Annotated in this window: 13 protein-coding genes and 2 pseudogenes; 6 read left to right on the forward strand and 9 right to left on the reverse strand. The window is 67.3% G+C overall.

Going from position 1 to position 17,175, the window contains the following annotated elements:
- Positions 1 to 34: 34 nt before the first annotated feature.
- The 3 genes from ACT009_RS17455 to ACT009_RS17465 are packed head-to-tail and all read left to right on the forward strand — an operon-like array spanning position 35 to position 3,985.
- Positions 35 to 1,276, forward strand: coding sequence for an MFS transporter (locus ACT009_RS17455; protein WP_445192319.1), 1,242 nt, complete (start codon positions 35 to 37; stop codon positions 1,274 to 1,276).
- Positions 1,273 to 2,934: a glycoside hydrolase family 43 protein gene (locus ACT009_RS17460; protein ID WP_445192320.1), complete on the forward strand. Its 1,662-nt coding sequence runs from the start codon at positions 1,273 to 1,275 to the stop codon at positions 2,932 to 2,934. The genes ACT009_RS17455 and ACT009_RS17460 overlap by 4 nt, the downstream gene beginning before the upstream one ends.
- The gene (locus tag ACT009_RS17465) at positions 2,927 to 3,985 is read left to right on the forward strand and encodes a hypothetical protein (RefSeq protein WP_445192321.1); all 1,059 of its coding nucleotides are present in this window, start codon (positions 2,927 to 2,929) and stop codon (positions 3,983 to 3,985) included. Before ACT009_RS17460 ends, ACT009_RS17465 begins: the two co-directional genes overlap by 8 nt.
- 25 nt (positions 3,986 to 4,010) lie before the next feature.
- On the opposite strand, the gene ACT009_RS17470 is transcribed toward ACT009_RS17465, so the two are convergent.
- Entirely contained in the window at positions 4,011 to 5,612 is a 1,602-nt protein-coding gene (locus ACT009_RS17470; RefSeq protein ID WP_445192322.1) for an alpha-N-arabinofuranosidase, read from the reverse strand.
- Positions 5,613 to 5,771: 159 nt separating this feature from the next.
- On the opposite strand from ACT009_RS17470, the gene ACT009_RS17475 reads away from it, so the two are divergent.
- From ACT009_RS17475 to ACT009_RS17485, 3 genes are all read left to right on the forward strand, one after another.
- On the forward strand, positions 5,772 to 6,254 hold the full coding sequence (locus tag ACT009_RS17475) for a DUF2231 domain-containing protein (protein WP_445192323.1): 483 nt from the start codon (positions 5,772 to 5,774) through the stop codon (positions 6,252 to 6,254).
- Positions 6,255 to 6,280: 26 nt separating this feature from the next.
- Positions 6,281 to 7,630 carry a PQQ-dependent sugar dehydrogenase gene (locus ACT009_RS17480; protein ID WP_445194132.1) on the forward strand — a complete coding sequence of 450 codons (1,350 nt, stop codon included), beginning with the start codon at positions 6,281 to 6,283 and terminating at the stop codon, positions 7,628 to 7,630.
- A 118-nt stretch (positions 7,631 to 7,748) separates the two neighbouring features.
- Positions 7,749 to 8,024, forward strand: coding sequence for a hypothetical protein (locus ACT009_RS17485; protein ID WP_445192324.1), 276 nt, complete (start codon positions 7,749 to 7,751; stop codon positions 8,022 to 8,024).
- A gap of 93 nt (positions 8,025 to 8,117) precedes the next feature.
- Here the strand turns inward: ACT009_RS17485 and ACT009_RS17490 are convergent, their stop codons facing one another.
- The 8 genes and pseudogenes from ACT009_RS17490 to ACT009_RS17525 form a co-directional block, all read right to left on the reverse strand.
- Entirely contained in the window at positions 8,118 to 9,143 is a 1,026-nt protein-coding gene (locus ACT009_RS17490) for a PEPxxWA-CTERM sorting domain-containing protein (RefSeq protein ID WP_445192325.1), read from the reverse strand.
- Between the two features lie 476 nt (positions 9,144 to 9,619).
- On the reverse strand, positions 9,620 to 10,870 hold the full coding sequence (locus ACT009_RS17495) for a PEPxxWA-CTERM sorting domain-containing protein (protein ID WP_445192326.1): 1,251 nt from the start codon (positions 10,868 to 10,870) through the stop codon (positions 9,620 to 9,622).
- 210 nt (positions 10,871 to 11,080) lie between these two features.
- A pseudogene (locus tag ACT009_RS17500) lies at positions 11,081 to 11,191 on the reverse strand (PEPxxWA-CTERM sorting domain-containing protein); the annotation flags it as partial.
- A gap of 489 nt (positions 11,192 to 11,680) precedes the next feature.
- Positions 11,681 to 12,337 (reverse strand): annotated as a pseudogene (locus tag ACT009_RS17505) (trypsin-like serine peptidase); the annotation flags it as partial.
- Positions 12,338 to 12,499: 162 nt separating this feature from the next.
- On the reverse strand, positions 12,500 to 13,894 hold the full coding sequence (locus tag ACT009_RS17510) for an efflux transporter outer membrane subunit (protein WP_445192327.1): 1,395 nt from the start codon (positions 13,892 to 13,894) through the stop codon (positions 12,500 to 12,502).
- Complete coding sequence (locus ACT009_RS17515; protein ID WP_445192328.1) at positions 13,891 to 15,042, reverse strand: HlyD family secretion protein; 1,152 nt, start codon at positions 15,040 to 15,042, stop codon at positions 13,891 to 13,893. The genes ACT009_RS17510 and ACT009_RS17515 overlap by 4 nt, the downstream gene beginning before the upstream one ends.
- Positions 15,039 to 16,700: an MFS transporter gene (locus ACT009_RS17520; protein WP_445192329.1), complete on the reverse strand. Its 1,662-nt coding sequence runs from the start codon at positions 16,698 to 16,700 to the stop codon at positions 15,039 to 15,041. Before ACT009_RS17520 ends, ACT009_RS17515 begins: the two co-directional genes overlap by 4 nt.
- 72 nt (positions 16,701 to 16,772) lie before the next feature.
- On the reverse strand, positions 16,773 to 17,162 hold the full coding sequence (locus ACT009_RS17525) for a hypothetical protein (RefSeq protein WP_445192330.1): 390 nt from the start codon (positions 17,160 to 17,162) through the stop codon (positions 16,773 to 16,775).
- Positions 17,163 to 17,175: the final 13 nt, after the last annotated feature.

Genomic DNA, 17,175 nt, shown 5'->3' on the forward strand with positions numbered 1-17,175 from the left:
TCGGTGGTAACGATAACAATGGCGCCGGGGGCAGGTGAAGCGGTTTCCTTATGTCCGGTGGACGATCATCGGCCTGTTCGTCGGCGCGATGATCATCAACTACCTGACCCGCAGCGTACTGGGGGTGGCGGCGCCGACGATCATGGCCGAACAGCATATTTCGTCGGCGCAATATTCCTGGATCACCGGGGCCTTCCAGCTCGGCGTCATGTTGCAGCCGGTATGCGGCTATGTGCTCGACGTAATCGGGCTCAAGCTCGGTTTCGGCCTGTTCGTGGCGGTCTGGTCGCTGCTGACGATGGCGCACGGATTGGCCACCGGCTGGTTCGCATTCGCCGGGCTGCGCGGCGCGCTCGGGCTGGTCGAGGGATCGGCACAGCCGGCGGGGATGAAGGTGGTCGCCGAGTGGTTTCCCGCGCGCGAACGCGGCACCGCGGGCGGCATCTACAATATCGGCGCGTCGCTCGGCGCGGTGTTCGCGCCGCCGCTGGTGGCCTGGGCGGTCCTCAACCATGATTGGCGTGCGGCGTTCTTCGTCGCTGGATTGCTGGGGCTGGCGTGGCTGGTCGCATGGGTGATCTGGTACGCGCCCCCGCGCCGGCACCGCGCGCTGGGGGAGGCCGAGCGCGACCTGATCCTGTCGGGCCAGGAACAGAACCTCGCCAAGCATCGCGGTCGCCCACCGCTGAAGGAACTGCTCGCCCGCCGCGATCTCTGGGCGATCGCGTCGGCACGGTTCCTCGCTGATCCAGTGTGGGGAATGCTGTCGTTGTGGATGCCGCTCTACCTCGTCCAGGTGCGGCATTTCGACCTGACGCAGATCGCGTTGTTCGCGTGGCTGCCGTTCCTGGCGGCGGATGTGGGCTGCCTGTTCGGGCCGGCGGTCGCGGCGGCGTTGCAGCGTCGCGGGCTGCACCTGCTCGACGCACGCCGCGCCGCCTTCACCCTCGGTGCGGTGCTGATGACGGGCATGATGTTCGTCGGCAGCGCCACCAGCCCGGTCGCCGCGGTCGCGCTGCTTTGCCTCGGCGGCTTCGCGCACCAGACCTTGTCGGTGACGGTGATCACGATGTCGTCCGATCTGTTCCCGCAGGATCAGGTCGCCACCGCCACCGGGATCGGCGGCACCGCGGCTAACCTCGGCGTGCTGATCTTGACGCTGGTACTCGGCAGGTTCGTCGATCAGGTTGGTTACCAACCGTTTTTCATCCTGCTGGGGCTGCTCGATCTGGTCGGCGCGGCTTTACTCTGGACGATGATCCGTAAGCCCGCATGACGCTGCGCAACCCCATCCTCCGTGGCTTCAACCCCGATCCCTCGATCGTGCGGGTCGGGGCCGACTATTACCTCGCGACGTCGACGTTCGAATGGTTTCCCGGCGTGCAGATCCACCATTCGCGCGATCTCGCCGACTGGACGCTGGTCAAGCGGCCGCTGGAGCGCGCCAGCCAGCTCGACATGCGCGGCAATCCCGATTCCTGCGGCGTCTGGGCACCCGATCTCACCTATGCCGATGGCCGCTTCCACCTCATCTACACCGATGTGAAGCGCTATGGCCGCACCACCGCCGACGGCCAGTCGGGCATGTCGTTGCGCGACTTCCACAATTACTGGGTGTGGAGCGACCGGATCGACGGCGACTGGTCCGATCCCGTCCATCTGAACAGCAGCGGCTTCGACCCAGCGTTGTTCCACGACGACGACGGGCGCAGTTGGCTGCTCAACATGCTGTGGGATCACCGGCCGGGCCGGCGCCGCTTCGCCGGGATCGTCGCGCAGGAGATGGACCTGCGGACCGGTCGGCTGCTCGGCGAACGCCGCGTGATCTTCGAAGGCACGCCGCTCGGCTTCACCGAAGGCCCGCACCTCTACAAGCGCGACGGCTGGTATCACCTGATGGTTGCGGAGGGCGGCACCGGTCGCGAGCATGCCGTGGTGATGGCACGATCGCGCGCGTTGTTCGGCCCCTATGCGGTGCACCCCGACGAGGTCGTGCTGACCGCCCGCGGCAAGCAGGGCACGCCGCTGGTAAGGACGGGGCATGGCGACCTCGTCGACACGCCGTCGGGCGAGACCTGGATGGTCTATCTGTGCGGCCGTCCGCTGCCGGGCAGCGACCGCTGCATCATGGGGCGCGAGACCGCGATCCAGCCGATGCGCTGGGGCGGGGACGGCTGGCTGCGGACGATCGACGGAAGCGGCGATCCGACACTCGAGTTCGAAGTTGCCGGCGCGACGTCCAACGACCAGCCCGTCGACGAGCATTACGCCTTTGACGGGGCGACGCTGCCGCCGGCATTTCAATGGCTGCGTACTCCCTATCCGGACGATCTCTTCAGCCTGTCGGCGCGGCAGGGCCATTTGCGCCTGTTCGGTCGCGAATCGATCGGCAGTCAATTCTGCCAGTCGCTGGTCGCGCGGCGGCAGCAGGCGTTCCGCTTCACCGCGTCGACCGCGCTCGATTTCGCGCCCGCCAATTTCCAGCAGGCGGCGGGACTGGTCTGCTATTACAACAGCACCAAGTTCCACTTCCTGCAGGTCACCGCGGACGGGGAGGGTGGCCGGCAGATCCAGGTCCTGTCGACCTACCCTCAGGAGCTGGGAAGCAGCGTCCTGACCGATCGCGTGCCGATCGGGCCCGGTCCCGTCGAACTGCGTGTCGACGTCGACGACGGGGCGCTACGCTTCGCCTTCCGGATCGAGGGCGAGCCGCACTGGCGATGGATCGAGGAGTGCTTCGATGCCAGCATCCTCTCCGACGAGGCGACCCTGCCGGGGCTGCCGAACTTCACCGGCACCTTCGTCGGCATGGCATGCCAGGATATGGCGGGGACCGGCCTGTCGGCGGATTTCGCCTGGTTCCGCTATGCGGAAGGCGAGGCTGCGGATGTCTGCGATGGCGCGCGGCTGGCGGAGCTGAGCGTCCGTGCCTGATCGCGTCATCGGTGTCCTCGGCGCAGCGATCGTCACCGTCGTCGCGCTCGACATCTTCCGGTCGCTGCTGGTGCCGCGGGCCAGCGCGCGTTGGCTGCGGGTCGGGCCGCTGCTGACCTACGCGCTGTTCGGCGGCTGGCATGCGACGGCGAGCCGGATCGGCGATCGGCAGCTGCGGCAGACGATGCGGGCGAGCCTCGCGCCGCTGATGCTGGTGCTGCTGCTGGTGATCTGGGCGACGCTGCTGATCCTCGGCTTCGGCCTGGTGTTCTGGGCCGATCGCGCCAACTTCACACCGCACTTCAAGACCCTGGGCGACGCGATCTACGCGTCCGGATCGGCCTTCTCGACGCTCGGCATCGTCAACGAGGTGCGCGAGCCGTTGACCCGCTTCATGGTCCTGGTCTGCTCGATCAGCGGGCTCGCCATCGTCACCGTGGTCGCGACATTCCTGATCTCGCTGCAGAGCGGACTCGGGCGTCGCGAAGCGATGGTGCTGCGGCTGGAGGCGCATGTGCCGCTGCCGCCGACCGGAGTCGCGATCCTCGAGACCTTCGCGCGCGAACGGGTGGTCGAGCGGCTCGGCGCGTTCTTCGACGCGTGGGAGCAATGGGCCGCGGAGGTCGCGATCAGCCATCGGGCCTTCCCGATCCTGGTGTTCTTCCGTTCTAACGATAGCCGGTGCGAATGGCTGGCGGCACTTGGCGCGGTGCTCGATGCCGCGGCGCTGCTCGACGCCGCGGTCGCCGATCCGCCCGGCGGCGCGCGGGCCGGGGCGCACTTCTTCCTGCGCACGGGCACCCGGCTGGTCACCGATGTCGGCGGCCAGTTCCGCGCCACCGCGGATCGCGACGAGCCCGACCACGCCCGGTTAGACGAACACCGCCAGCGACTTGCGGCCGCCGGCTTCGACCTGGTGGAAGATGTCGCAGCCTCGCGGCGCCGCTACGCCGAGCACCGCGACGCCTATGCGGTGGCGCTGGGCGCGCTGGCGGATCGCCTGCAGATCGACATCGACGGCCACGAACCCGATCGATCCCGATCGGCCTGAGCGTTCGACCGCCGGGCGCTACCCGCTATCGAACCTGGACCACCGCCACCGACCGCGGCGGCAGATCGAACTGCAGCTGATCGCCGGCCACGCGCCCGGCGAACGACGTTGGCGCCACCTCGTTCGGATGCGCGAAGTCGTTGTGGCTGTCGACCTTCGCGCCGGTCAGGATCTGCCCGGTCGCGGTGCGCGCCGACGTGCCCGCGATCGCGGTGCGGATACTCGCCGGACGATCGGGGTCGACGTTGACCAGCGACAGCCACAGCCTGCCCTGCGCATCGCGCGCGGCGGCAGCATCGACCCGCGGCAGCTTCACCCCCGCGGTCTCGATCGTTCCGGCATCGAAGCGGACCGGCACCAGCGTCGCATCGTGGAACGGCACGAACAGGCGATAGACATGGTAGGTCGGGGTCAGCACCATTCGCGGACCGTCGGTCAGGATCATCGACTGGAGCACGTTGATCATCTGCGCGATGTTGGTGCCGCGCACGCGATCGGCATGGCGCATGAAGATGTTGATATTGAGCGCGGCGAGGATGCCGTCGCGCAGGGTGTTCTGCTGCTGGAGGAAGCCGGGATTGGTTCCGGGCGTGGGATCCGCCCACAATCCCCATTCGTCGACGAACAGCCCGACCTTCTTGCCCGGATCATAGCGGTCCATGATCGCGCTCTGCTTGCCGATCCAGCCTTCCATCTGCAGCGTCGCCTTCACCGCCTTGGCATAGTCGTCGGTGCCGAAGTCGACGCTCGGGCCCTTCTTCTCCCAGCTATTGGGGATGGTGTAGGCGTGAAGCGACAGGCCCTCAATGTCCCAGCTCCAGACCTTTTCCTTCCACGCCTTCATCACCGCATCGGTATAGTCGCTCTTGCCGCTGTCCCAACCGACCGCGACGCGCTGCATCGCCTGCGCCCCGACCTGCGCAGTGTTCAGGTTGCGCGAATAATGCGCGAACTGCTTCATCGCCTCGACATAGTGATCGGGCGACATCGCGCCGCCGCAGCCCCAATTCTCGTTGCCGAGCCCGAGATACTTGATCTTGTACGGTGCCGGGTGGCCGTTGCGGGCGCGCTCCTGCGCCAGCGTCGTCGGCTTGTCCGCGGTGAGATATTCGAGCCAGTCGGCGGCCTCCTGCACCGTCCCCGATCCGACATTGACCGAGACGAACACGTCGGCGCCGAGCTGGTCGGCGAAGTCCATGAATTCGTGCGTGCCGAAGCTGTTGGGTTCGATCACGCCGCCCCACGCCGCGTTGAGGCGCGAGGGTCGCTTGGCGGCGGGGCCGATGCCGTCGCGCCAGTGGTAATCGTCACCGAAGCAGCCGCCCGGCCAACGGACGTTGGGCACCTTGATGTCGCGCAACGCCTTCACGACGTCGCTGCGGATGCCGCGGACGTTGGGAATGGCGGGGTTCGCGCCGACCCAGATACCGTCGTAGATGCCGTGGCCGAGATGCTCGGCGAACTGGCCGAAGATGTTGCGGTCGATCGTCGGACCCGGCGTGCCGGTATCGATCGTGAGTGCGACGGCAGCGCCGCCCTGCTGCTGGGCGCCAACCGGCGCTGCTCCGAAAAGTGATAGCGCTATCGCCGTTGCCGATACCCGTGTCGCCAAGGTCGTTCGCTGCATCGGGCCCTCTTCGCTTCGGGCGAGCTCGTGCGGCTCGCCATCAGCAGCGACCTTGCCCTGTCGGACACGGTCGAGGCAACCTGCTTCAGCCGCATGCGACCATTTAGCAAGCTATCGGATCCCACGGGAACAGAGACGCGATCGGCTCGCTTAACCACCATGAACCAAGATACGAGGTCCGCCCGCGACGCGACGCGGCCCGGCAATCCGCGCTCGACCGCCACGCTGTTCGGGCACCCGATCCACCCGATGCTGGTGCCGTTTCCGATCACCTGCTTCATCGGCGCGCTACTGACCGATCTCGCCTATGTCGGGTCGGCGAACATCATGTGGAGCAACTTCTCGATCTGGCTGATCACCGCGGGGCTGGTGTTGGGTGGACTCGCTGCGCTGACCGGGATCATCGACTATGCCGGCGACAAACGCGTCCGCGAGGCGCGACCGGCGACGCCGCACATGATCATCAACCTCAGCGTGTTCGTGATCGAGCTGTTCAATGCCTTCGTCCACAGTCGCGACGGGTGGACCAGCGTGGTGCCGACCGGGCTGACGCTGTCGGTGATCTCGGTGGTCTTGCTGCTGGTCAGCGCTTGGCTTGGCGGATCGTTGGTATACAAGCACCGCGTCGGGGTGCGGCCTTGAGCCGCGTTCACCACGGCGTCGCGGCGATGGGCTTGGCACTGTCGATTGCGGCGTGCGACGACGGCGGCGCCAGGTTCGACCGGCGGACGCAGATCGGGCCGCATCCGGTACTCCCGGCACCGCAGCAATATCTGGTGCCGCCGATTCACGTCGCGGAAGTCGTCGGCTGGGGCACGAACGAGACCCCGACCGCGCCCGCCGGCCTGCAGGTCCAGGCGTTCGCGCGCGACCTCAACCACCCGCGCAACGTCGTCCTGTTGCCGAACGGCGACGTGCTCGTCGTGGAGTCGCAGGGCCCGAACCTCGATCCCGTCACCCGCCCCAAGGACCCGATCGTGTCCTTCGTCCAGAAGCGCGCGACCGGGCAGAGCGGCGCCAAGCCGAGCGGCCCCACCAACCAGATCACGCTGTTGCGGGACGCCGATGGCGACGGCGTGCCCGAAACGCGAAGCGTGCTGATCGCCAAGCTCAACGCGCCGTTCGGCGTCGCGTTCGCGGACGATTACCTCTACGTCGCCGCGACCGACGCGATCCTGCGCTACCCGTTCACGCCTGGCCAGACCCGGATCACCGCGCCGCCGGTGCGACTGACCGAACTTCCCGGCGGCCCGATCGACCACCACTGGACCAAGAGCCTGACGCTGAGCCCCGACGGCAAGCTGCTCTATGCGACCGTCGGATCGAACAGCAACATTACCGAAAACGGCATGGAGGCGGAAAAGGACCGTGCCGCGGTGTGGGAAGTGGATCGCGCGACCGGGCGGTCGCGGGTGTTCGGATCGGGGCTGCGCAACCCCAACAGCCCGACCTTCTATCCGGGCACGAACACGCTCTGGGTCGTAGTCAACGAACGCGACGAGCTCGGGCCCAACCTCGTGCCTGATTACCTGACCTCGGTGCGCGACGGCGGTTTCTATGGCTGGCCGTACAGCTATTACGGCCGTCACGTCGATCCGCGGGTGATGCCGCAGCGCCCGGACCTGGTCGCGCGCGCGATCCCGCCCGACTATGCGCTCAGCAGCCACGTCGCCGCGCTCGGGCTGACCTTCTACACCGGCGCGAACCTGCCGCAGCGTTATCGCGGCGGCGCGTTCATCGGCGAACATGGTAGCTGGGACCGCGACGAGCTGAACGGCTACAAGGTCGCCTTCGTGCCCTTCGCCGATGCGCGTCCTGCGGGCATGGTGCAGGATTTCCTCACCGGCTTCGTGAAGGACGGCAAGGTGCGGGGTCGGCCGGTCGGGGTCGGCGTCGACCGGACCGGTGCGCTGCTGGTCGCGGACGACACCGGCAACACGGTATGGCGGGTCGCGGCGGCGCGGGCGGTGGGGAAGGCATTGGCGGCGATCGAGCCGGCCGCGCGCCGCCTGCGCTGATGCCACGCGTCACCACCGACGGTAAGATGTACGCAGCCCTACAATGCGGTTCAGAACCCATGTTGCTCGGCGAGCGTAGATCGGGTGCATGCCCGATACCCGGGTGAAAGGACCTGAGATGAAGATCGCACCCATGTTCGCCGCTGTCGGTCTGATCGTCGCCGGCCTGGTCTCGTCGACCGCCGCCGATGCGCAGAACTACCGCGATCGCGGCGGCTATTCGGAGCACCGTGGCTATTCGGATCATCGCGGCTACCGCGACAACGATCGCTACGACCGGCATGATTATCGCCGCGACAATGGCCGTCATAACGGCTGGCGCAACGGCCGTGGCCATCGCGACCGTTGCCATGTCGAGTTCCGTCACCATCGTCGCGTGACGGTCTGCCGCTGAACGGCCGGAGGGCGCCCATTGCGGCGCCCTCCCTTCTATCGGGGCGGGCGGGCGCGAGCGCTACGCGCGCCGCCCATGCCCCGGCAGTCCGGATCAGGCGAGCGCGCCCGCCCGCCGCGACCGCCGCCGGGTCGCCACGCCGATCAGGCTGAAGCCGAGCAGCATCTGCGCCCAGGTCGCCGGCTCCGGCACCGCCGCGATCGCGTCGCGGATGAACTTGGCGTGGAGGGACGTCGGCACGAATCCGGAGACCTGGCCGAAGGCGCCGTCACCTGGCAAATCTCCCACTTCTCCGCCGAACGATAGCCCATATGAGATGACGGCCGCGAATTTTCCGTCGATGAAGGTGGAACCACCCGAGTCGCCGCCGGCAGTCGCCGATTCGAGGGGGCCGACCCCAAGCCCGCAGAACCCGTTGGCAGTCGCGGCGGCGTCGCTGAGGCCCGACAGCTGGACGAGACGACAGGACGAGTCTCGTTCCTTCGTGCCATCGTCGAAGTCCGCGATATAGGAATGTCTGGTCAGGTCGTACGGGCCCACGTACCAGTCGCCGTTGCTCGCTGCTCTGTCGGTGAAGTAGCCGTTGAACGCAGGATCGCCCCAGGCCAGATCGAAGACATTCTCGCCCTGGCGGCGATATCCCAAGACCGCATTATCACCCTGTGCCCCGCCGACGGTCGATCGCCCGCCATAGCCGGCAAGGGTGAACTGCTTTCCTTGGAGTTCATCCTCATAGATCTCGTATCGCGTCGCATAGGCCGGCGCGGCTTGTGCAAGGGTCAGGACGGCGATGTCGTTCTGGTCGACGACCGCCCAGCCGTCCCACGCGGGATTGACCGCGTAGTTGGACACATCGATTGCGGTCACCCCGGTCGGCAGCGCGTCTTTCCAGTCGCCATATATCCTCTCGTCGCGCAGGCTGGCGGCATCGTCCTGAAAATATACCCGGGTCCGGCCGACGCCCCCCGCCACGACGCCGCCGCCGCGGCCGATGCAGTGGGCGGCCGTGACGACCGACCGGTTGCCGACCAGCGTGCCGGAGCAATTATAGGTGAAGCCAAAGGTGGTCTCCACCTGGATACCGACGACGCCGCTGAAACCCTTGCTGTTCGGTGCCATGTAGATCGGGTTGCCGCCGCCCCGCGTCGTATAGGGGACGTCGTACTGCTGACCATCGGCCGTCGGCGTCCGCCCGATTACGTTACTCGTGGCGGTCCAGGTCCTTCCGTCAGAACCGATACCGGACTGTACGTTACCCAGAGCATTAGATGGCGAACTATACATCGATAGAAGAACAGCCGATGACATCAGCAGACTGGTACGCATAGATAGCCCTCTTTGTTGACGAACATTGACATCTTAATTCAACATTAATGATGCCTTGATTTTGAAAAGAGTCAACAAGATTGCTGACTGGCGTGAGTAATCGAGAGTGGTGTTTGCAGACTAGTCATTCGCCTGGCGATCTTTGTCGGGAACGCACGCTCGCAACGCACTTGAACTGCGTCATGAACAGGTCGCATCATCGCTTGCTCGGCGAGAACATCCGTCTTTCCTGCTTCGACTTCGTGCAGCAACGACGTCGCGTAGTGCGGTCAGGCGGCGACGACCGCCCCCCGCCGGTGGCGGCGGGTGGCGATGCCGATCAGGCCGAAGCCGAGCAGCATCTGCGCCCAGGTCGCCGGCTCCGGCACCGCGGCGATCGCGCTGCGGATGAACTTGGCGTGGATGAAGGTGGGCACGAAACCGGCGAGTTCGCCGAAACCGGAATTGATGTCGCCGTTCAGGTCGCTCGAAGCCATGGTCATGCCGTAGGAGGTCACCGACGCGAGCTTGCCGTCGATGAAGCCGCCACCGCCCGAATCGCCAGGAGCGGTGTTCACTTCGCGTTCGCCGACGCCGGTGGTGCAGAAACCTTGCGCCTGGGCCTCGACCGCGCTGAGCGGGCTGAAGTATTGTACGAAGGCGCAGGATCCGTCCTGGGCCGCCAACCCGTTGTCCATATCCGCCATATAGGAATATTCGACCCCGTAGGATCCCGAAGCCGCCATTTCGTCGATCAGGAAACCGTCGAACACCTCGTCGCCCCAGGCGAAGTCGAACACGTTATCCCCCTGACGTCGAAAGCCGGTCGACGAACGGTGCGGCCCCGTGATGCCATTGTCTCCGCCGCTGTCGGACCGGTAGCCATAGCCGGCGACGTTGAACTGCTTGCCCTTCAGGCTTCCGACCGTGTCGCCGTTGCCGTCCACGTCATAGATGCCGTATCGCTCGGCGAACAACGGCGCGGCTTCGGCGAGGGTCAACACCGCGATATCGTTCTGATCGACGGACAATCTGCCTTCATACCCCGGAGCAATGGTGTAGTTCGAGACGTCGATCGCGGTAACGCCGGGGGTGGGGTCGCCGGTCCATTCATCGTAGAAACGCTGATCCCGATCGCTGCTGGCGTCGTCGTAGAAGAACACCTGGGTTCGGACGATGTCGGCCTGAACACCGTCACCTTCGCTGACGCAGTGGGCGGCGGTCACCACCGAACGGTTGCCGACCAGCGTCCCCGAACAAGCGTCCATCGAGCCATCACGGAGCGTCATCAACAAGCCGACGACGCCGCTGTAGCCGGCGCGGTTCGGTGCCAGATAGATCGGGTTGCCGCCGCCCGACGCGGTGGCCGGCGATCCCTCTGCCGGCGTGCTGCCGGTCGATGTGACGCCGACGATCTGGGCGGTGGCGGTCCACTTCATCCCGTTGGCGCCGACGCCCGACTGGACCGTTCGCGCCGCTTGGGACGGCACGGCATAGGCCACGAGAAACATGGTCGATACGACCAGCGATTTGATGTGCATGGTTGGCCCCCTTGATCGCACGGCCGTTGCGCCGGCGTCGTTGGTGATGATGGGAAGGCGGTCGCCGATCGCCGAAACCGGAACCGTACGTCAGTCGCGCAGCGGTCCGATCGACAGTCAGCGATCGATCGGCGACCTGGGGCATCACCACCACGGTGAAGATACCCTGGACGGCCTCCGCAACACAGGCGACGCGGAGGCCGGATCGGATCAGGCGAGAACGACGACGGTGCGCCGGCGGCGACGGGTGGCCATGCCGATCAGGCCGAAGCCGAGCAGCATCTGCGCCCACGTCGCGGGTTCCGGCACCGCGGCGATCGCGCTGCGGATGAAGTCGCCGTGGAGGAAGATCGGCACGTAACCGGCGCCCTCGCCCCAGCCGCCGTCTGGATAATTCCCGCCCGAGTAATCACCATATTCGTATCCGACTGAGATCCCGTATGAGATCACCCCGGCAAGTTTGCCGCCGATAAACGCGCTGCCCCCGGAATCGCCGCTGCCGATGTTCGCTTCGAGGTCGCCGACGCCGCGATTGCAGAAGCCAGCCGCATCCGCCGCGGCCCCGCTGAGGCCCGACACCTGAGCGAGCCGGCAGTTTATGTCCTGCTGCCAGTCGCCATTGTCGAAATCCGCGATAAACGAATTGCTGACCATGTCGGCTGGGCCGATAAACCAATCCTCGTCATCCTCGTTGGTGAAGAAGCCGGCGAACGCGTCGTCGCCCCAGGATAAATCGAAGATGTTTTCGCCCTGTCGGCGGAAACCGCCTACCTCGTTCTCGCCATATTTGCCGCCGTAGCTCGAGCGTAGGCCATAGCCGGCGAGGGTGAAACGCTCGCCCATCAGGTTGCCCTCATAGATGCCGTACCGGGTCGCATAGGCGGGTGCTGCCTCGGCGAGGGTCACGACGGCGATATCGTTCTGGTCGATGGCCGCGCCCGAATAGGCGGCATTGACCGCGTAGTCGGAGACCTGGATCACATCGACCCCGGCTGGGAGGTCGCCGTACCAGCCGCCGAAGACCCGTTCGTCCGCTTCGCTGCTGGCGTCATTCTGGAAGAAGACCTGAGTGCTGACGATATAGTCCACCAGGCCCTTGCCCTCGCTGAGGCAATGGGCCGCGGTGACGACCGACCGATCGCCGACCAGCGTCCCCGAGCAGCTGAAGGATCCGCCCCCGCGCAGGTTCATTCGCACGCCGACGACGCCGCCGAAGCCGTTGCCGTTCGGCGCCAGGTAGATCGGGTCACCACCGCCGGCGATCGAACTGGGAGAGCCGTCCGGTGGCGTCGTCCCGGTCGAGGTCTGGCCGATGATCGTGCTGGTGGCGGTCCACTTCAGGCCGTTCGGACCCGTGCCGGATTGTACGCTGCCCAAAGCATAAGATGGCGAACCATACATGCTGAGAAGTATTGCCCATGTAATTATAAGTTTAGTGCGCATGCTAACCCCCGTAACGCTCAACATCTCTCGGATGTCATTAAGAGTTAATGAAGCGTTAACTTGATCGAGAGTCAAGTACGGCGCAGCCCCGGCCTGTATTATTCTGGAAGGGGAAGTCGACCGACATCGGTTATTCGTAGGCTTACTGTAACCGCCGCCATCCGATTTCGCCAAACAACGAGAGCGTCAGCGCCGTGTGGCGGCGATCTCTGTGGGGGACCAGCCGCCGCCCAGCGCCTGGTAGAGGCCGACATAGGCGTTGAGCCGGTCCGCGCGGGCCTGCACCAGCGCGAGTTCGGCGGTGAGCAGGCCGCGCTGGGTGTCGAGCTGGTCGAGATAGGAGGAATAGCCCGCGCGATATCGATTCGCGGCGTTGCGCAGCGCGGCGGCGAGCGCGTCGCGCTGGCCGGCGATCGCGGCCTCCTGCTCGCCGGTGCGCACCACTCCCGCGAGATTGTCGTCGACCTCGCGGAAGGCGTTGAGCGCGGCGCGGCGATAGCCGAACGCCGCCTGGTCGCGCCGCGCCGCCGCCGCATCCGCCTGTGCGCGCAGCCGTCCGCCGTCGAACAGCGGCGCGAGCACGCTGCCGCCGAGCGAGAAGACGCCGACCGGATTGGACAGCGCGGTCGACAGCACCAGCCCCGCCGATCCGGTCAGCGCGAGGTTGGGCAGGAACGCCGCGCGCGCGCTGTCCAGCGATCGGTCTGCGGCGACCAGCGTCTGTTCGGCTTGCGCGATGTCGGGGCGGCGGCGCAGCAGGTCGGCGGGCATGCCGGCGGGGATCGGCGGCGCGGCGATCGCGGCGAGCGCCAGCCCGTGCGCGACCGGACCGGGATTGTCGCCGACCAGCACGCCGAGCGCATCCTCCTGCCGGGTGATCGCGAGCTCCGCCTGCGGCACGAGCTGCGCGGTGGCGCGGTATTCGCCCTCCGCCTGATGCAGTTCGAGCATCGAGGTATAGCCGGTCTCCGCGCGTCGGCGGGCGATCCGCAGCGCCTCCGCCCGCGCCGCCAGCGTCTCGCGCGCGACGAGCAGCCGGGCGTCGAGCGCGCGCAGGGTGATGTAGCCGCTGGCGACGCTGCCGACGATGCCGAGCCGCACGGTGTCGCGCGCCGAAGCGGTCGCCAGCGTCTGCGCACGCGCCGCCTCGCTCGCCAGGCGGAGGCGCCCGAACAGGTCGAGATCGTAGCTTGCGGTCAGCGCGGGCTGGCTGGCGAGGTTGGTGGTGGCAACCCCGAACGGGTTGAGCGCGCGCCCGTCCGCGGTCGGCAGCGCGCCGCCGATCTGCGGGGACAGCTGCGCGCGGGCGAGCCGCTCGGTAGCGCGCGCCTCCTCGACCCGCGCCGCGGCGACCGCGATGTCGACATTGTTGGCAAGCGCGCGTTCGATCAGCGCGGCGAGCACCGGGTCGCCGAACGACCGCCACCAGTCGGCGGTCACCGGTTGCCCCGCCGCAAGCGACGTCCGCCACGCCGGCGGTGGAGTCACGCCCGCGGCGGCGGGCGCAGCGGGGCGTGGGCCTGCGCAACCCGACGCCGCCAGCAGCGCGATCGCCGCAACGCCTGTCCGCGTATTGGTCATCGCGCCGCGGTGTCCACCCGCGCCTGCACCGACATGCCCGGGCGCAGCCTCTGGGCGAGCGGCTGCCCGGGATCGATGCGGATACGCACCGCGATCCGCTGCGGCACCTTGGTGAAGTTGCCGGTCGCGTTGTCGGGCTTCAGCACCGCGAATTCGGAACCCGCGGCGGGCGAGATCCGCTCGACCCGTCCGGTCAGCCGTTCGTTGGCGAGCGCATCGACGGTGAACGAGGCAGGTTGGCCGACCGTCATCCGCGCGGTCTGGGCCTCCTTGAAGTTCGCGATCACCCAGGTTTCGGCCGGCACCAGGAACATCAGCTGCGATCCGGCGGTGACATATTGGCCGACGCGGACCCCGATCTCGCTCAGCCGCCCGCCCTCCGGTGCGCGTATGACGGTGTTGGCGAGGTCGATCTCCGCCAGCCGCCGCGCCGCCTCCGCGCCCGACACCGCGGCCTGTTGCCCGCCGCGCCCGACCTGCACGGTACGAATGTCCTGGCGCGCGATCTCGCGCGCGGCCTGCGCCTGCAGCACCTGCGCCTGCGCCTGACGCAGGGCCGCCAGCGTCTGGTCGCGCTCGCGAAGCGAGACCGATCCGTCGGTGACGAGATCGTCGACCCGGTTCATGTCGGCCTGCGCGCGCATCAGCTGCGCGCGGGCGTTCGCCACCGCGGCGTCCTGCACCGCCAGCGACGCGGTGCGCGATCGCGCGGTTTGCGCGGTGTTGGCCAGCGTCGCTTCCTGAGACGCGACCTGCGCCGCCGCCTGGTCGATCCGCTGCCGGTAGATCCGGTCGTCGATCGCCACCAGCGGCTGGCCCACCGCGACGGTATCGAAGTCGCGCACCAGCACCTTGGCGACATAGCCGCTGACCTGCGGGCTGATTACCGTGGTCCGTCCGCGGACATAGGCGTTGTCGGTCTGCTGCTGCGCGGTCGTGAACGGCGGCAGCTGCCACGCCGCGAGCACCGCGGCGACCCCGGCCAGCGTCAGCAGCAGTACGAGGATCAGCGCGGTTCGCCCGGGCACCGGCGGGCGCCATCCCGATGCGACCGGCGGCATGGGCGCCACCTCGGCCAGCCGCTCCTCGGTCGCGGGGGTTGCGGCGACCGGGGAGGTGGGGGCGGACGAGGCAGCGGTATCGGTCATGCGGGCACTCCAGCGGCGGCAGCGCGCCGTTCGCGCCAGCCCCTGCGGATCAGAAGGAACAGCAGATAGGCGGTGGTCGCCGCAGCGAGAAGCGCGATCAGGCGGAAGGTGTCGTCGAAGGCGAGCACATTGGCCTCGCGCGTCGCGGTCTGCGACAATAGCGCGCCGCCCTCCGCGCTGCGCAGCGCCGGGTCGCCGACGACGCGGCCGACCGCGGCGCTACCGGCGGCGAGTCGCTGGGTCACGATCGGATCGGTCGGGTCGATGGTCTGTACGATCGCCGCGCTGTGCGCCTTCTCGCGGATGCTCTGATAGGTGCCGAGCAGCGCCGACCCGCCGAGCCCGCCGATCGAATTGATCATGCCGAACAGCGCGATGAAGCTGATGATGTGGCCCGATCCCTGCTGCAGCGCGCGGGTCATGCCGAACAGCAGCGACGGCCCGAGGAAGAAGGTCGCCGCAAACGCGATCAGCGCCTGGGTGACGTAGAGCTCCGGTGCCCGGGTGAGGCTGGTCGAATGCGAGTCGACGAACGCCGCGATCGCGACCAGCCCGATCGACAGCATCACCGGATGCGCGAGCTTCTCGACGTTGAGCGTGATCGCGCTGGCGGCGACGCCGACGATCGAGGCCAGCAGGATGATCGTGAACAGCGGCCGCAGCTGATCGTTGTTCTGCCCGAGCACGTTGAGCAGGCCGACCGCGGCATAAGTCTGTTCGGACAGCACCACCCGCGCCATGATCGTCACGATCGTGAACCGCACGATATCGGCACTGCCCAGCCACCGGGTGTTGAGCAGCGGATTGGCGCGGCCATGCTCGATCACCAGCGCCGCGGCGAGCATCGGGATCGCGAGGACCAGCGCCCAGCCGAGCCACGACGCCTCGGTCCACCACAGGATCCGCCCCTGGCCGAGCACCGCCGCAACCAGCGCCAGCGCGCCCGCGAACAGCGCGAAGGTGACGAAATCTAGCGGTTCGAAGGCGGCGCGGCGTTCCGCCGGGGGCAGGCGCAGCAGGCTGACCGCGGCGAAGCAGAGCAGCGCCAGCCCGAATTCGAACAGATAGAGCGTCCGCCATTCTGACGCGGCGAGCAGGTCCGGCGAGAACAGCCGCGCCAGCGGCGTCGCGCATTGCGGAATGCCGATGCCGATCACCACGCCCTTCAGCCGCCACTTCGCGGGTAGCGCCTGCATGATGTAGTAGAGCGCCAGGCTCGACACCGCGGCGCCCGCCATGCCGCTCGCGGCCCGCACCGCGATCGCCGATCCGAAGCCGTGGACGAACAGATGCGCCAGCGTCAGCGCGGCATAGATACCGAGGAAGATCATCGCGAACGGCCGCAGTCCGAACTGCTGCCGGAACTTGATCAGCAGCAGGTTCACCGACACGTTGGTCATCACATAGGCGGTCGGCAGCCACGCAATCTCCGCGGGATCGAGCCCGAGCGACCCCTGCAGCGCGGTGGTGTTGACCGAAACGAGGGCGGTGCCGAGCCCCCCCGTGATCCCCAGCAGCGTGCCGATCGCGGCATAGGCGATGCGGCGAGCGACCGGATGCTCGGGCGACGCGGGCGATCCCGGCAGCGCCGGCCGCTCATGTTCGGCGAACGTCCAATCTTCCTCGACGAAGAACCGCTTCAGGCGACCGACCAGCATCACCGCCTATATGCGCCGGCGAATGGTAAGTGGCAGCAAAAAAGCTCGGTCGATGGACGGGTAAGAAGGGGTCTAGTTCGCCTTGGCCGGCCGCGAATACGGCACGAACTTACCCAGGATCACGAACCCGTGTTGCACTTGCGACGCGCGGTCGATCAGGTTCACCGTATCGATGCTGCACAGTTGCGAGCCCGTCACGCGCGTCACCAAGATATCGTCGTCGTGGAGTGACTTGGCCCCCGACCGGGGTTCGTTGACGTAGAGCCGGCTGCCGCTGCGGTAGATGATCGCCCTGCCGGGAATGATCTGGCTCGACTGCGTGTTCGGCAGGCTGATGCAATCCGTCGGCGTACCCGCGATCCGTCCGGCGAGCGCCTTGCGCAGCTGGGTGTCGGGATCGTCGCGCGCGGCGAGGGCGGGGGAGGCAACCAACGCTGCCGTGAGGAGCAATGTCTTGAACATGGTCCGACGTACC

The sequence above is a fragment of the Sphingomonas sp. Tas61C01 genome (genome assembly GCF_052567495.1).